Source organism: Streptomyces zhaozhouensis (assembly GCF_900230195.1).
Lineage (GTDB): Bacteria > Actinomycetota > Actinomycetes > Streptomycetales > Streptomycetaceae > Streptomyces > Streptomyces zhaozhouensis.
Map to the genome: position 1 here is coordinate 1 of NZ_OCNE01000014.1, position 14765 is coordinate 14765.

Annotated in this window: 14 protein-coding genes and 1 pseudogene; 6 read left to right on the forward strand and 9 right to left on the reverse strand. The window is 71.5% G+C overall.

Annotated features, from left to right (window positions below):
* A partial coding sequence (locus tag CRP51_RS19060; protein WP_097232478.1) for a DUF6531 domain-containing protein occupies nt 1–4194 on the forward strand: 4194 nt, incomplete at its 5' end.
* Nucleotides 4191–5132, forward strand: coding sequence for a hypothetical protein (locus CRP51_RS19065; protein ID WP_097232479.1), 942 nt, complete (start codon nt 4191–4193; stop codon nt 5130–5132). The genes CRP51_RS19060 and CRP51_RS19065, both read left to right, overlap by 4 nt.
* A gap of 121 nt (nt 5133–5253) precedes the next feature.
* Here CRP51_RS19065 and CRP51_RS19070 read toward each other — a convergent pair whose 3' ends face one another.
* The 5 genes from CRP51_RS19070 to CRP51_RS19090 form a co-directional block, all read right to left on the reverse strand.
* Nucleotides 5254–5712, reverse strand: a complete 459-nt coding sequence (locus CRP51_RS19070) for a hypothetical protein (RefSeq protein ID WP_097232480.1) — start codon at nt 5710–5712, stop codon at nt 5254–5256.
* A gap of 102 nt (nt 5713–5814) precedes the next feature.
* The gene (locus tag CRP51_RS19075) at nt 5815–6669 is read right to left on the reverse strand and encodes a Scr1 family TA system antitoxin-like transcriptional regulator (protein WP_141514625.1); all 855 of its coding nucleotides are present in this window, start codon (nt 6667–6669) and stop codon (nt 5815–5817) included.
* Nucleotides 6666–7049 carry a hypothetical protein gene (locus CRP51_RS19080; protein ID WP_097232482.1) on the reverse strand — a complete coding sequence of 128 codons (384 nt, stop codon included), beginning with the start codon at nt 7047–7049 and terminating at the stop codon, nt 6666–6668. Before CRP51_RS19080 ends, CRP51_RS19075 begins: the two co-directional genes overlap by 4 nt.
* Nucleotides 7050–7060: 11 nt before the next feature.
* Nucleotides 7061–7519, reverse strand: a complete 459-nt coding sequence (locus CRP51_RS19085) for an NUDIX hydrolase (RefSeq protein WP_097232483.1) — start codon at nt 7517–7519, stop codon at nt 7061–7063.
* A 47-nt stretch (nt 7520–7566) separates the two neighbouring features.
* Nucleotides 7567–7929 carry a DUF7848 domain-containing protein gene (locus CRP51_RS19090; protein WP_097232484.1) on the reverse strand — a complete coding sequence of 121 codons (363 nt, stop codon included), beginning with the start codon at nt 7927–7929 and terminating at the stop codon, nt 7567–7569.
* 303 nt (nt 7930–8232) lie between these two features.
* Here CRP51_RS19090 and CRP51_RS19095 point away from each other — a divergent pair, with 303 nt between their 5' ends.
* From CRP51_RS19095 to CRP51_RS19110, 4 genes and pseudogenes are all read left to right on the forward strand, one after another.
* A complete protein-coding gene (locus CRP51_RS19095) occupies nt 8233–9531 on the forward strand; it encodes a helix-turn-helix domain-containing protein (protein WP_097232485.1) in 1299 nt (432 codons plus the stop codon).
* Nucleotides 9532–9539: 8 nt separating this feature from the next.
* Entirely contained in the window at nt 9540–10013 is a 474-nt protein-coding gene (locus CRP51_RS19100; protein ID WP_097232486.1) for a hypothetical protein, read from the forward strand.
* Nucleotides 10014–10131: 118 nt separating this feature from the next.
* Nucleotides 10132–10182 (forward strand): annotated as a pseudogene (locus CRP51_RS30245) (hypothetical protein); the annotation flags it as partial.
* A 40-nt stretch (nt 10183–10222) separates the two neighbouring features.
* Entirely contained in the window at nt 10223–10405 is a 183-nt protein-coding gene (locus CRP51_RS19110; RefSeq protein WP_097232487.1) for a DUF397 domain-containing protein, read from the forward strand.
* An 84-nt stretch (nt 10406–10489) separates the two neighbouring features.
* Here the strand turns inward: CRP51_RS19110 and CRP51_RS19115 are convergent, their stop codons facing one another.
* The 4 genes from CRP51_RS19115 to CRP51_RS19130 all read right to left on the reverse strand — a co-directional run bounded on the left by CRP51_RS19115 (nt 10490) and on the right by CRP51_RS19130 (nt 14754).
* Nucleotides 10490–10849: a peptidoglycan-binding domain-containing protein gene (locus CRP51_RS19115; protein ID WP_097232488.1), complete on the reverse strand. Its 360-nt coding sequence runs from the start codon at nt 10847–10849 to the stop codon at nt 10490–10492.
* Nucleotides 10850–11139: 290 nt separating this feature from the next.
* On the reverse strand, nt 11140–12489 hold the full coding sequence (locus CRP51_RS19120; protein ID WP_097232586.1) for an MFS transporter: 1350 nt from the start codon (nt 12487–12489) through the stop codon (nt 11140–11142).
* Nucleotides 12490–12884: 395 nt separating this feature from the next.
* Nucleotides 12885–13748, reverse strand: a complete 864-nt coding sequence (locus CRP51_RS19125; RefSeq protein WP_097232489.1) for an RICIN domain-containing protein — start codon at nt 13746–13748, stop codon at nt 12885–12887.
* Nucleotides 13749–13860: 112 nt separating this feature from the next.
* Nucleotides 13861–14754 carry an RICIN domain-containing protein gene (locus CRP51_RS19130; RefSeq protein WP_097232490.1) on the reverse strand — a complete coding sequence of 298 codons (894 nt, stop codon included), beginning with the start codon at nt 14752–14754 and terminating at the stop codon, nt 13861–13863.
* Nucleotides 14755–14765 lie beyond the last annotated feature (11 nt).

Consider the following 14765-nt stretch of genomic DNA (forward strand, 5'->3'; position numbering starts at 1 on the left):
GAGGCCTCCGACGCCGGCATCCAGAACAAGAAGTGGTGGGAAAAGCTCATCGAGTGGTTCTCCGACGCCTGGGACACCCTCGTCGAGATCTGCAAAGTCATCGTCGCCGTCCTCGGCGTCGTCGTCATGATCATCGGCGGCCCCCTCGCCTGGGTGGTGGTCGCCGCCGCCGCGGTGGTCCTCGTGGACACGTTGATCAAGTACGCGAACGGCGAGGCCGGCCTGCTCGACGTCGCCTTCGCCGCGCTCGACTGCATCCCCGGCCTGAAGGGCCTGACCACGGTGGGCGCCCTGGCCGCCGGTGCGCGCGGCGCGGCCCGCACCGGGCTGCGCGGCGTCTCCGTGGGCGCCGTGCGCCAGGGGCCGGCCACCCGGGGCAGGGGTGTCGAGTTCGGCAGCCGCAGCCTCTCCGACGACCCCGTCGACCTGGCGACCGGCGTGGTGGCGATGCCGGCCGTCGACGTCGAACTCCCGGGCGTGCTGCCGCTGTTGGTCGAGCGATACCACCTCTCGGACTACCGTTCCGGGCGCTGGTTCGGGCGTTCGTGGGCGTCCACCCTGGACCAGCGGCTGGTGTTGGGCGCACACGGCGTGCGCTTTCTGACGGCCGACGGGATGCGCCTGGAGTACCCGGTCCCGCTGACCGACGGGGAGCACGAGGTGCTGCCCGTCGAAGGCCCCCGCTGGGGCCTGACCTGGGACGGCGACCCCGGGTCTCCGATGACGGTGCGTCAGCCGGCGACCGGCCGCACGCTGCACTTCGCGCCGCGCCCCGGCCACCCCGGCGGCGTGCTGCCGCTGACCGCCGTCAGCGACCGCAACGGCAATCGCGTCGAGGTGCGCCACGACGAGCGGGGCGCGCCCAGCGAGCTGGTGCACTCCGGCGGCTACCGGATCGGTGTGACCACCCGGGAGAACCGGGTCACCGCCCTGACGCTGCTGAGCGACCCCGGGAGGCCGGTGCTGCGCTCCTACGGCTACGACGCCGACGGCAACCTGTCCGAGATCGTCAACTCCTCTGGTCTGCCCCAGCGTTACTCCTACGACGCGCACGGCCGGATGACCGGCTGGGAGGACCGCAACGGGCTGGCGTACCGCTACGACTACGACGCGGACGGCCGTTGCGTCTTCGCCACCGGCACCGACCGGGCGCTGGAGTGGAGTTACGCCTACGACACGGAGCGTCGCCGCACCACGGTCGTGGACTCGCTGGGGAACACCACCGTGCACGCGTTCAACGACTGCCTCCAACGGATCGCCGAGACCGATCCGTTGGGCAACACCACCCGTGTGACCTGGGACCGCTACGACCGGCAGCTGACCGTCACCGACCCGCTGGGGCACACCACGCGCCACGTCCACGACGCGTTCGGCCGGCTCGTCGCCGTCGAACGGCCCGACGGGACACGGCTGTCGGCGGAGCTGAACGCGTGGGGTCTGCCGGAGACCATGGAGGACGCCGACGGCTCCCGCTGGCACCAGAGCTACGACGAGGCCGGCAACCGGACCGCGCTGCGCGACCCGTTGGGCAACCGCACCGCCTTCGCCTACGACGGGCGGGGCGCGCTGGTCGCCGTCACCGACGCCTCGGGGCAGACCACCCGGTTCCGCACCGACCCGGCCGGGCTGCCGGTGGTCGTGACCAGTCCGCTCGGGGAGGTGACCCGGGTCGACCGGGACGCGTTCGGCCGGCCGGTGCGCCTCGTCGATCCGCTGGGCGGCGAGACGCTGCTGACCTGGACCGCCGAGGGCGACCCGCGCACCCGCACCGATCCGGCCGGGCTGCGGGAGAGCTGGGAGTGGGACGCGGAGGGGAACCTGCTGCGCCACGAGTCGCCCTCCGGCGGCACCCACCGGTACACCTACGGCCCGTTCGACCTGCTTGCCTCGGTCACCGACCCCGACGGCACCCGCCACTCCTTCACCCGCGACACGGAGCTGCGGCTGACCGCGGTCACCGACCCCGAGGGCCGGTCCTGGCGCTACACCTACGACGCGGCCGGCCGCGTGACGTCGGAGTCCGACCACGAGGGACGCACCACCACCTTCACCCACGACGCGGCGGGCCGGCTGGCCACCCGCACCAACCCGGCCGGGCAGACCGTCCGTTACACCCACGACCGGCGCGGTGAGCTGACCGGTTGGAGCGGGGACGACGGGCGGGCGGTCCGCTACGAGCTGGACAGCCTGGGCCGTGTCGTGCACGCCACCTCGCCCGGCGTCGAACTCGACCGCTCCTTCGACGCGTTGGGCAATCTGCTGACCGAGACGGTCAACGGCCGCACGCTGCGCCTGGGTTACGACGCGCTGGGCCGGCTCGCCTCCCGCACCACGCCCAGCGGGCACGTCAGCACCTGGGAGTACGACCCGGCCGGGCAGCCGCTGCGCCTGGTCACCGGCGGGCGCGCCGTGAACTTCGCCCACGACGCCCTGGGCCGGGAGACCGGGCGCCGCTTCGACTCCTCGCTGAGCCTGACCCACAGCTGGGACCGCGCCGACCGGCTGGCCGGCCTGACCGTGTCCTCCGGCGGCGACGGGCGCGCGTCGCGCACCGTCCACCAGCGGAGTTACGGCTACCGCGCCGACGGCTACCTCAGCTCGCTCGGCGATCCGACCGGCACCACCCACTACACCCTGGACCCCCTGGGGCGGGTCACCGCCGTCCGGGCCCCCGGCTGGAGCGAGGACTACGCCTACGACGCCGCCGGCAACCAGACCGCCGCCCGCTGGGACCTGCCGGGCACCGGCGGGGACGCCGTGGGCGAACGGGCCTACGCCGGCACCCGGTTGACCCGCGCCGGGGCGTTCCGCTACGAGTACGACGAGGCCGGCCGGGTCACGCTCCGCCGCCGCAAGCTGCTGTCGGGCGGCACGCGGACCTGGCGCTACACGTGGGACGCCGACGACCGGCTGACGTCCGTCACCTCGGCCGACGGCACCGTCTGGACCTATGTCCACGACCCGTTCGGACGGCGGGTGGCCAAGGAGCGGCTGGCCGCCGACGGGGTCACCGTGGTGGAACGGGTCGAGTTCACCTGGTTCCTGCTGACCCTGGCCGAGCAGACCGCCACGGCGGCGGGGCGGGAACCGGCCGCTCCGACCACCCTGACCTGGGACTACCGGGGGCTGCACCCGGTCGCGCAGACGGAGCGCGCGGCGGGTGCGGGGGCCGGCGACACGGCGGCGGACATCGACCAGGAGGACATCGGCCAGGCGGAGAGCGGCCAGGCGGAGAGCGACCAGGCGGAGGTCGACGCCCGGTTCTACGCGATCGTCACCGACCTGGTCGGCACGCCCACCCATCTGGTTGACGACGAGGGCGACATCGCCTGGGAGGGCAGAAGCACCCTGTGGGGCGCCACGGCCGCCGCGCCGGGCGGCGCGACCAGCACCCCGCTGCGCCTCCCCGGGCAGTACGAGGACGCGGAGACCGGCTGGCACTACAACCTGTTCCGCCACTACGACCCGGCGGTCGGCCGCTACGCCACCCAGGACCCGCTCGGGGTGTCCGCCGCGCCCAACTCCTACGCCTACCCGCACAACCCGCACGCCTGGGCGGACCCGCTGGGTCTCGCGCCCTACCGCGTGAACAAGCCGACGGGGGGCACCGGCCGGCCCATCCGGCACGCCCATCTCAACCGCCCCGGGTACAGCAACTACACCCTGCGGGACGCCAACGGCAACGTGTACTACTCCGGACTGTTCGGCCCCGGTTCGACCGCCGCCTCCACCCAGGCCCGACACGCCGCCAACCAGAACCGCTTCAACCCGGCCAACGGCGACCAGATGGTGGTGGTCCCCGGCACCCGCACCTACGGCGAGGCCCGGCTGCTGGAGCAGCAGAACGCGAACACCTACAACACGTACATCGGCCGGGCGGGGAACAACTACCGTGGTAACCGGGAGCAGCCGCTGGCGCAGAGCTCCCGCCCCGAGTACGACGCCTGGCTGCAGCAGCGCCAGCAGGGCGGGCAGCCGGCGGGGCAGCAGCCCGCCCAGCAACCCGGCGGCCAGCCGGGTGCCCAGCCACCGCCAGGACAGCAACCTCCGCCGGGACAGCAACCGCCACCGGGACAGCAGGTACCGCAGCAGGCCCAGAACCCGCCGCAGAACCCGCCCCCGACGCAGAGCCAGTCCTCGACACAGCCCCAGACCCAGACTCAGACCCAGACCAGCCAGGGATCGTCACCGTGAGCGACAAGTCCTCCTCCCCCGGCCTCACCGAGGCCGACGCCGAGACCGCCGTCCCCCGGCTCGCCGCCGTCGTCGGCGGGCTGGCCGAACGGTTCGGCGGGCCGCCGACGCTCGGCGAACTCCTGGAGCTCCTCGGCTGGTCGCTGCCGACCGCCGGTGACGCGCTCGCGGAGGCGGTCGCCCTCCCCCAGCGCTTCCGGGCCAACGTGCGCGGCGGGCGGCGCTACGAGCCGCCGGCGGGTTCACGCGTCCCCGAGCTGGCGGACGCGGAGTTCGCGGAGGCCGGAACGCTGTCGCTCTTCCTGGCCGAGCGGGTCGGCGCCCGCACCGGGCGGCCGGTCACGGTCGCCGAGCTGACCGCCGCACTGGCGACCGTCCTCGGCTCCGCCGTGGCCTCGGGCGCCGTCACCCTCGCCGACGTGGAGAAGGGCGAGCCGGTGCGGCTCGCCCCGCTGAGCCCGCCCAAGCGGGTGCCCAAGCCCAGGGTCGGCGACGTGGTGGCGATCCCCACCCCGGAGGGCGGGCATCACCGGCTGGCCGTGATCCTGGCCCGCGACCGGTTCGGCACCGCGCTGGGGGTCCTCCGCGGCACGTTCACGCTGCCCCGGATCGGCGGCGGCCGCCCGCCGGAGTTCCACCCGCGCGCCGTCTACACCGAGGAGCAGTCGATCGCCTCCGGCGCCTGGCGGGTCGTCGACCACGACCCGTCGCTGGCCGCGCGCTTCCCCCGCGAGCCGGAGATCTACCACCGGGCCGACACGCTGCCGCCTGGCACCGTGGACAGCGCGTACGGCGCGGCCGAGACCGCGGCGGGCGCCCTGCGCCCCGTCGACCGCGACGAGGCGGAGGCCGTCGGCCTCCTCGACGGCTCCTACCGCCAGACGTATCTGAGCGCCGACGTCCCGGGGTTGTTGGAGCGCGGGGGGTTTTCGTTCTAGCTCCCGTCGGTGTCGCTCGCGCGCGGTGCGGACCGGTCCGCACCGGGGGCGGTCGCCCGCTGTTCTGACGCTACGCGCGCGACACCGATCAGGACCCGAGTGGAACGACCCCTCAGGCGGGTCAACCGAACGCCGCGTCCGGGCGATCGGCGTTGACCAGGAAGGGGAGGCGGCGGTGCTGACCGGCGGCGATGATGGCGTACTGGTAAATGGCGGGCGGCTCGTGGAGTTCGCGCATCGGGACCCAGCTGGTGCCCTCGCGCGGGTCGCTGCCCGGCACTTCCGGCAGGACGCCGCCGTCCAGCACGTACTCCAGACCGGTCAACTCCCCCGCCTCGTCGGTGCGCGGGCTGAACGCCAGCACGTCGTTCAGGGCGCGGTCGTAGCCCGTGGTGGTCAGCAGCAGTTCGCGAGCGGTGAGGATCAGGCAGCGGCCGGGCGGGAGTTCGGACCGCGGCAGCACCCATCCCTCCTCGCCCTGCTCGCGGCGGCCCCGCACCATCAGGACGTGGTTGCTGGTGGTGGTGGCCAGGATGTGGAAGATCAGGGACAGGGGCGAACGGGTGATCGTGGTACGCATGAGTGCCTCCGGTTGGTGAACTGGTCACGCGGCTTAACTGGTCAAGTGGGGCAACTGGTCAAGTGGTCAGGAGGTCAGCCAGGCTCGCCCCCTGGTGGCTGCCTAAAGCATCGAAGGCTGCCAGCCCCGACCGCCCCCACGGGGTGACCGTTCCGCGAGGGCGGTGAAGTGGTTGGTCGCGTGGGTGATCTGTTGATGGCTCTCCTCGGGGGAGAGCGCCGCGCGGTCCAGGGCGTCGAACCAGAGGGTGGCGGACCGGGTGAGGGGCCCGCCGAGGCTGTAGTGGATGCCGGCGGTCTCCTGGGCGTACAGCTGATGGGTCGTGAACGTCAGCTCTGTGAGGGCTGTGAGGGGAACGATCGGGCCGGCGGTGAACGGTACGACTCGTAGGCGCAGGGCCCCGTTCGACGCGGAGGCGTTCAGCGCCCGGAACTGCTCGGCCATGGCGTCCGGGGGTACGACCCTGCGGTGGAGCACCGCTTCGTCGAGGAAGAGCGTAATCATCCTCGATCCGGCTTCGGCCACGGTGACGTGCTCCTCGTGGGTCGGCAGGTCCGGGGAGGGTTTGAGGTGCCGGTCGTACTCCGGCGTTCGGAGCCCTGTCGGGATGCGCATTCCGGTGAAGTGCCTGATGGAGTCGGCTTTTCGGTGGCAAGCCTTCAGTCGGGTGAGCCATCCGGCGCCACGGTCCGTGATCTGGAAGAGGTCGCTGGACAGGGTGAGCAGGGAGAGAAGATCGCTCATGCACGCCTTGCACGGCACTCCGTAGGCCAGCAGCAGTCGCTTGACGTCGCTTTCGCGGAAGCGGGTCCATCCCGATTCCATGCGGGTGAGGGTCCTATGGGTCGTGGAGAGGAAGCGGACGGCGTCGGCGGTGGTGACCCCACGGGCCTCGCGGACGGCCTCCATGTACATCCCGACGACCGTGGCGCCTGCCGGAAGGGCCTGACCGGTCATCGGGGCCACCCGAGCAGTTGCGCGAACCGCTTTCCGAGCGGCGTCCGGATGAGGGGGCCGGGGCCCGCGAAGGTGGATGCGGGGTGGTCGGCCGCCGTCTCGCGGTACAGCGCCGTGCGGCGCCCCTCCCCATCGACCGGGGCCGCGGAGGAGATGTCGGCGAAGTCCCAGACCATGGCGTTGAGTTGGCTGAGGCAGGTGCTACATGCGTACAGCGGGGCGAGTGCCCCCAGCGTGGTCACGGCCCCGATCCATGTCACGGCGGTGACCTGGTGTCCGCAGAACAGCCAGCACGGTCCCAGGACCCACGCGTTGTCACCGCGTCCGGGGGCGGGGAGGAGAAACTCCCACTCGGGCGCTCGGTCGATGGGGATGGACATGGCGCCTCCTCCTAGACGAACGCCGCGTCGGGACGGTCGGAGTTGACCAGCAAGGGCAGCGGGCGGCCTTGGGCGGCGGCGATGATGCCGTACTGGTAGAGGGCGGGGGGCTCATGCAGTTCCCGCATCGGGACCCAGCTCGCCCCGTCCTTCGGATCGACGGAGGGCAGGTCCGGCAGGTGCCCGCCGTCCAGGACGTAGGAGATGCCGTTCAGCTCACCGCTGTCGTCGGTGTCGAGGCTGAAGGCCAACACCTGGGAGAGCGCACGGTCCAGCCCCGTGGTCGAGGCCAGCAGTTCCCTGGCGGTGAGGATCATGCACCGCCCCTGGGGCAACGGTCCATGGGGCAGCACCCACCCTTCGTCACGCCCTTCGCGCTCGCCGCGCACCATCAGCACGTGACTGACACCGACGGTGGCCAGAATGTGGAACCTGATCGGCACGGAGGAGCTGAGAATCGTCGTGTGCATCAAGGTCTCCTTCTCAGAGGGGGATCGTGTGTGCGGTGGCCTGGCTTTCAGGTCCGCCCCAGGGCAGGGAGGAACCCGGCGGCGGCCGTCAGCAGGCACATGAGCCCGACGAACACAGGACCCCATATGCGTTCGGAGCGGCGGTCGTTCCCTGTGGCCGGCTCGGGCTCCGGTCGGCGAAGCACCCGCCAGTGCTTCTCGACGCGGCTCAGGAACAAGGTGTGCGTCGGCTCCTGCTGGGTGTGTTGGATCGCCCAGACCGCGACGGGGAGATGGTCGTCGTCGAAGAGTGGTGAGCGCGCCTCGCATGTCATGCAGTCCACGCCGTAGATCGCCTCGGGCGCCCCGGTACCACGCTCTTCCGTCAGGACCCAATCGGCCGCCAGCACGATGGCCGGCCCGTCGCTCATGAGTGACGTCCGTCCATGAAGGCGAAGTTCTGGACGCTCTGAACATTGCGTGCACGGAGGCGCGCACGAAGCCGTTGACGGGACTCTTCCGCGCCAGGGTCGGCGCTGTACGTCGCGCTGGAATCGGTCGGCCCCGGGGGGCACGCGACCCGGTCCTCATCGTGGCTCGGAGGTGCCCCTCGACTGCTCAATCGACCTTCTCTGATTGCCATGCGTGCCCTCTCGCAGACAGCGGGTAGTGGGGAGAGGGAAACCCGGGCATCCTGTGGAGAGCCAGCAGCGATGCGGGCAACGCATAAGCCGATGCACGCGGCGCATATCCGCGCGTTGTTGACGCTCGGCAAGCTGTACGAAGGGGACGGTATAAGGGTGAACTGGGCGTCAAGAGCGATTGGGCAAGCAGCAACGGCGGGCGACTACGGCCGGGTTGTGCGCTTGGCTCGTGAGAACCGGAGGCAAACGCAACGACAGCTCGGGGAAGCCTGCGGAGCAAGTCAGTCCGCCATCTCACGTATGGAGAGCCGGGGAACCGGCTCCTACGACATGAAGATGCTGGAAGCCGTGGCACGGCACCTGGAAATCCCCTTGCACCTTGTCGGACTCGCTCAGAAGGAACAATCTGTAGGCCCCATGGAAAGAAGGAACTTCCTCGGTGCCGCCGCCGCTGCGGTCGCCGCTCCCGCACTGCCCCCCGGTGCGACCAGCAGGCACGCGGATGGCTCGGCTGATCGCGTGCGCCTGGCCACGACCGCATACCGGCAGTTGGACGGAACGACGCCTTCTCACCGCCTTGTCGTACCGGTGCGGGCTCACTTGGAACTGGTACAGCACCTCGCGCGTGGCGCGGAGGGAGGGAAGGCACGCGAAAGGCTGGACGAAGCCGGCAGTGAGGCCGCCAGCCTTGCCGGTTGGCTCTCTTGGGATATGGGAGACATGGGGTCGGCGCGCACCTGGTACGGAACGGCGGTTACCGTCGCCAAGCGCTCCAGCCATGGGCTGCTTGTGGCCTACCAGTTGGGGAGTCTCGCCCAGTTGGAGGCGCACGCGGGCAACCGAACGCGAGCGCTCGCACATGTCGCGTCGGCGCGATATCACCTCACGTCGCCGTTGACAGTCGCGGAAGCGTGGCTGCTCATGATCGAAGGAATGGCGCACGCGTCCGGTGGTGACGCCTCGGCCGCGAACCAGGCACTGAACGCCGCCGACGAAGCGGTGGATAACATGGCGGAGGAAGCTCCACCATGGCCGTGGGTCTTTCGTTTTGGACACGCCAAGATCGCGGCGGCACGCCTGACCTGTGGGGCCTGGCTCTCGTTGCCGGAATGGATCGCCTCGGCGCAAGCTACCGCCGGAGGCGTGCTCACTTCAGGGCACGAGAAACAACGGGCCTTGGCGCTGCTCGACATCGCCCAAGGCCATATCGCCGCAGGTCGCCTTGACGCGGCATTCACCATCGGGCGGTCCGCTTTGGAAAGTGGCCTTCGGCACCGTTCGGGCCGGATCGTGGAACGTGCGCGCGTACTTCGACGGAGCTACAGGGCAACGACACCGCCGCAGGTCGTGCGTGAATTCGACGAACGACTGCACAGCACCTATATGTGAGGAGAAACATGCGCCTCGGCATTACGGGCCATCGCGGCCTGCCTGATGATCTCGCAGCCGAGATCAGGAACTCCCTGTACACCGCCCTCGCTCCTTACCCTCCCACGGAGTTGGTCGGCGTGTCGTGCATCGCCGATGGACCGGACGCCTGGTTCGCCCGTGCCGTCCTCGATCTGGGGGGAACGATCGAGGTCGTCATTCCGGCGGAAACCTACCGGGCCGGTCTGCCTCGATGGCACCACCCGGAGTACGACTCCCTGTTGGCCGCCGCACATGTGGTCCACCGCACCGGTATGCGGGAGTCGACGGAGGAGGCTCACATGGCGGGAAGCGAGGTGCTGCTGGGCGTCGTGGAGCAGTTGATCGCGGTCTGGGACGGAGCACCTGCCCGGGGATACGGAGGGACCGCCGATGTCGTGGCCCACGCCCGACGCGCTGGTGTGCCGGTCCACATCATCTGGCCCGAAGGAGCGACGCGTTAGGCGCGCCTGCCCCCTACCAGCCTCATCGGCTACCCGGCCTGCCATCGGGTAGCCGATTGTGCGTTGCGGGGTATCGACACAAGACCGTGAGGACGTGGACCGGCTGGTAGCGGTGCGGATGGCGCGGCAGGAGGTGCTGCGGCGCAGGGCGTCGCCGCTGCGGCTGACGGCCATCGTCAACGAGGCGGTGCTGCGACGGCGGGTCGGGGATGGCGAGTCGATGCGCGACCTCCAGCTACAGCAACGACCAGGGCGGCGCCTGCGTCGAGGCCGCGCGACTGGACGACGGCCAGGCCATGGCCATCCGCGACACCAAGGACCGCACCCTCCCCGCCTTTACCTTCACCCCCGACGCCTGGAACACGTTCCTGACCACCGTCAAGGAACACTGACGCGCACGCGCGTGACGCACCCGCGCCCGCTCGGCCAACGGCCGGGCGGGCGCGAGGTGTTCGGAGTGAGCAGCGGTGGTCAGCTCAGCAGCCGCTGTGCAGCACCTTCCAGGTGATGGTCCCGACGATGCCGTCGACGCCGATGTCGCACTTCTTCTGCACGTGGAAGACCGCCGCCTCCGTCTTGGGGCCGAAGATGCCGTCCACGTCGATGCCGATGCCGTGCACCGTGCGCAACAGGCACTGCGCGTGCGCCACTTCCGGGCCGGCGCTGCCGTACGCCAGCAGCGGGTGGGTGTCGGTGTGGCGGCACGTGGGCGCGGCGGGCGCGGCGGAGGACTCGGCTGCCGGGGTGGCGGCGGTCGCCGCCGTCGCGGCCGGGGCCAGGCCGACGCCGACCAGAAGGACGGCGAGGGCCAGCGTGGAGCGGAAGACATGCCTCATGAGTTGTATCTACCTTCCCTGCGTTGACAGTCCACTGTGGGATCGCAGAGGGGAGGACCCCCCGATGCCCCGCCGGCACCGCGACCTTCTTCCGTGCGTCAGGCACGGCCCCCCGGTCGCGATGGTGCGGAGGCGTGGCCATGGTAGCGAGGACGGCGACCCCGTGGCAGGGGGCGGACCGACCGCCTGGCCATTACCAGCGGCTTACCAGCGAACTCGCCCGCGCACGGACCGGGTTCGGCCGGGGTGCGCCCCCCTGGCGGGCGTGGCGCACCCCGGCGGGGCGAGGGTCAGCCGGCCTGCCGCAGCTCCGCCGCGGGGTCCGGCGCGGGAATGCGCCAGGCCACGACCCCGCCGGTCACGAGGCCCGCGGCGGCGAGCAGGGTGGCCACCAGGAACGGATCGAGGGAGTGCAGGTTCGGCGCGAACCCGAGCCCGACGCAGACCGCCACCCCCGTCGCGCCGCCCAGTTGGTCGGCCGCGCGCTGGATCCCGGAGGCGGTCCCGGCGTCTTCCTCGGTGACGCCGCTGACCGCGAGGTACTGGAGTCCCACGAGGCCGAACCCCATCCCGGCCGCGATGAGGAGCATGGCCGGGACCATCGCCGCCCCGCCCGCCCGCGAGGTCGCGACGAGAGCGATCACCGCCATCGCGGCCCCGGTGAACCCGAGGCCGGCCAGCACACACGCGCGCGCCCCCCAGCGCCCCAGCATCCCGGGCACGAGCACCGAGAACACGATCAGCGAGACCGCCAGGGGCAGCATCGTCAGACCCGCGCCCAGCGGACCGATGCCCAGCCGGTCCTGCAGATAGAACGTGAACAGCAGGAACGAGGTCGACAACGCGCCGCTCAGCAGCATGGTCGCCAGGTTGGCGGCCACCCGCGTGCGGTGGGCGAAGAAGCGCAGCGGCAGCAGCGGGTCGCGCGAGCGTGCCTCGACGCGCACGAAGCCCGCCCCGGCCGCCACCGCCCCGGCCAGCGCTGCCGGGGCCACCCAGGCGGGCGTTCCGGGCTCGCCGGCCTCGACCACGCCGAAGACGAACAGCAGCGGGCAGGCGGTCAGCAGCAGCGCGCCGGGCAGGTCCAGCGGCGGGGCGTCCCGGACCACGCGTCGGTCGCCCTCGACCAGGAAGACGGCCGCCAGCAGCACCACCGCGATGAACGGGACCGAGACCAGGAAGATCCAGCGCCATCCCAGGTGGGCGGTGACGAGTCCGGACAGGGCGAAGCCGAGCACGAGGCCGCAACTGGCCACTGCCGCCCACACGCTCAGGGCCCGCGACCGGCGCGGCCCCTCGGGGAACATCAGGACGATGGTGCCCATCGCGGCGGGCAGCGCGATGGCCTCACCGACGCCCTGCAACAGGCGCGCCACCACCAGCAGGAGGAATGTCGGCGCCATGCCCGCCAGCAGGGACGCGGCACCGAACAGACCGGTGCCGAACAGCAGCACGCGCCGCCGCCCGAACAGGTCGCTCAGCCGGCCGCCCAGCATGAGGATGCCGCCACCGGTGACCGTGTAGCCGACCACGACCCAGGTCAGCGCGTGCCCGTCGACCCCGAAGTCGGCGCCGATCGAGGGCAGGGCGATGTTGACCACGGTCACGTCGACCGCGATGAAGAACTGCAGCATCGACATCGCGCACAGCACCAGCCGGGCGCGCGCGGCGGACGGACGATGCCCGTGTGAAGAGAGGTTGTCCGGGAACATCAGGTGCTCCGTTACTCAGAAGAGGCTCTGAGCAGCACGAAGGTGCCGCTCCGGTCTGATCACGAAGCGGCTGGACGCCCGGGAAGGTGTGCGTCGAACGCCCCGCCGCTAGCGGGACGTCCTGGTCACCGCGGCACAAGCGGCCGCGCACGAGGCAGCAGACATGCCGGAGACGTTACCAGGGCGGCGCGCCACCCGCGTCCGGCGCCGGTCGCGCCGCCCCTCCGGGCGTCGAGCGGACCGGTGGACCCGCGGAAACGGCCTCCCTCCCCGGGGAGTTCCGGGGAGGGAGGCCGTCTCGTCGCGCCGTGGTGCCGCGGTGGCTACACGCGCTCCAGCCTCCAGGACTGGGCGATGCTGCCGTTGCAGTTCCACTGCTGGATGCGGGCCGCCAGGGCGTTGCTGCTGGACTGGATGTCCAGGCAGTAGTCGCTCTTCACGGACCGCAGGCTGACCGTGCCGTCGTCGTTCAGCTCCACGCGCCACTGCTGCGGCGTCATGCCGTTGCACGTCCACGTCTGGATCTCGGCGCCCATGGACGTGGTGCCATTGGGGACGTCCAGGCAGTTGCCCATGGCCGAGAGCGTGAAAACGTTCGGGGACTCGGCCTTGCGCAGTGTCCACTGCTGGGCCGAGGTCCCGTTGCACTCCCACTGCTGGATCTTGGCGCCGGCCTCCGTGTTGCTGGCCTCGACGTCGAGGCAGCGGTCGGGTCCCGTCGTGGCGACCAGGTAGTAGGCGGCGCCGTCCACGATGGTGACGGACGGCTGGTTGGCGAAGGGCTCGGGGTCCGGCTCCGGCTCCTCCTCGGGTTCCGGCTCGGGCTCGGGCTCCGGCTCGGGCTCGGGCTCCGGGGCGGGAGGGGGAGCGGGGTCCGGTTCCGGTTCGGGTTCCGGCTCGGGCTCCTCCTCGGGTTCCGGTTCGGGCTCGGGCTCCGGCTCCGGCTCCTCCTCGGTCGGTTCCGGCTCCGGCGGCGCGGGAGCCGCGACGGTGCGCGCCTCGTCGTCGCCCCGGAACACGCCACCGACCAGTTGGACCGAGCCGGCGATCACGGCCACCATCACGAACGCCCACACCAGGGAGGTGTAGACGCGCTTGGCTGGCAGCAACCCCCGGCGCGCCTTGGTCGGTTGACGCGCGAACGCGTCCGCGAACCGACCGTCGGTGCGGTTCGGCTTTCGTTTCATCTGTGCCTCACGGTCAAGACGAGGACCCGCCCGTGGGCGTCCTCGTCGTGGGTCGTCAGGGGGTGCCGTCGCGGCCTCGGAGCGGCGACGGCCCTCGGGTGTTCTCTCCTGGTCAGCCACCTCCCTGCCGCGCACTGCCACCGATGTCCTCGGGGCGGACGATGTCCCACTCCTGGTCGTCGGTGTTGGTGCACGTGAAGATCATCAGGTGCAGCTGCTCTGCGTCGTCCCGGTTGCCCGGGACGTCGAGGCAGACGTTGTTACTGGCGTAGTTGCGGATCCAGTAGGTGCCGTTGTCCTGCTCGTCGAACCACCACAGCTGGTTGTCCTCGGTGGTCCCGTCACAGGTGAACTCGTAGACGCGGGTGTGCAGCGGCCGGGCGCCGTACTTGGGCAGGTCGAGGCAGAGGCCGTCGAGGGCGTTGCGGATCTGGACGAGGGGGACGCCGCCGGGGCCCTGGTCCTCGTACCTGACCTCCAGGTTCCACAGCTGGTTGTCGTCCTCGGGCAGACAGCGGTACTGCTGGACCTTGCCCGTCGGCTCGCCCTTGCCCGCACCGGGGATGTCCAGGCAGCGGCCGGTGGCGTAGTTGCGCAGCATGACGTTCTCGGCCGGGACGGGTCCGGGCTCCGGGTCGGCCATCGGCTCGGGTTCCGGTTCGGGCTCGGGTTCCGGCTCCGGGACCGGTTCCGGCTCGGGAACGGGTTCCGGCTCCGGTTCGGGCTCGGGCTCCGGTTCGGGCTCCGGCTCGGGAACGGGTTCCGGCTCGGGCTCCGGCTCCGGGACGGGGGGCGCGACGGCCGCGACCGGGTCGGTCTCCTCGCCGTCGGAGAAGACGGCGCCGACCGCCCGGACGGAGCCGGTGATCACCGCCACCGTCAGCACGGCCCACAGCACGGAGGCGTAGACGCGTCTGCCGGGCAGCAGCCCCCGGCGGGGCCTGGCCGGCTTCCGGGCGAAGGTGTCGGCGAACCGGCCGTCGGTCCGGTGCGGCTGGTGTGTCATCGGTGCCTCAC

Excerpts from the sequence above, each read along its gene's own strand:
- CRP51_RS19070 (WP_097232480.1), bottom strand. The coding sequence starts at position 5,712 with ATGCGTACCACGATCACCCGTTCGCCCCTGTCCCTGATCTTCCACATC.
- CRP51_RS19075 (WP_141514625.1), bottom strand. The coding sequence starts at position 6,669 with ATGACCGGTCAGGCCCTTCCGGCAGGCGCCACGGTCGTCGGGATGTAC.
- CRP51_RS19080 (WP_097232482.1), bottom strand. The coding sequence starts at position 7,049 with ATGTCCATCCCCATCGACCGAGCGCCCGAGTGGGAGTTTCTCCTCCCC.
- CRP51_RS19085 (WP_097232483.1), bottom strand. The coding sequence starts at position 7,519 with ATGCACACGACGATTCTCAGCTCCTCCGTGCCGATCAGGTTCCACATT.
- CRP51_RS19090 (WP_097232484.1), bottom strand. The coding sequence starts at position 7,929 with ATGAGCGACGGGCCGGCCATCGTGCTGGCGGCCGATTGGGTCCTGACG.
- CRP51_RS19095 (WP_097232485.1), top strand. The coding sequence starts at position 8,233 with ATGCACGCGGCGCATATCCGCGCGTTGTTGACGCTCGGCAAGCTGTAC.
- CRP51_RS19100 (WP_097232486.1), top strand. The coding sequence starts at position 9,540 with ATGCGCCTCGGCATTACGGGCCATCGCGGCCTGCCTGATGATCTCGCA.
- CRP51_RS19110 (WP_097232487.1), top strand. The coding sequence starts at position 10,223 with ATGGCGAGTCGATGCGCGACCTCCAGCTACAGCAACGACCAGGGCGGC.
- CRP51_RS19115 (WP_097232488.1), bottom strand. The coding sequence starts at position 10,849 with ATGAGGCATGTCTTCCGCTCCACGCTGGCCCTCGCCGTCCTTCTGGTC.
- CRP51_RS19120 (WP_097232586.1), bottom strand. The coding sequence starts at position 12,489 with ATGTCGATGCTGCAGTTCTTCATCGCGGTCGACGTGACCGTGGTCAAC.
- CRP51_RS19125 (WP_097232489.1), bottom strand. The coding sequence starts at position 13,748 with ATGAAACGAAAGCCGAACCGCACCGACGGTCGGTTCGCGGACGCGTTC.
- CRP51_RS19130 (WP_097232490.1), bottom strand. The coding sequence starts at position 14,754 with ATGACACACCAGCCGCACCGGACCGACGGCCGGTTCGCCGACACCTTC.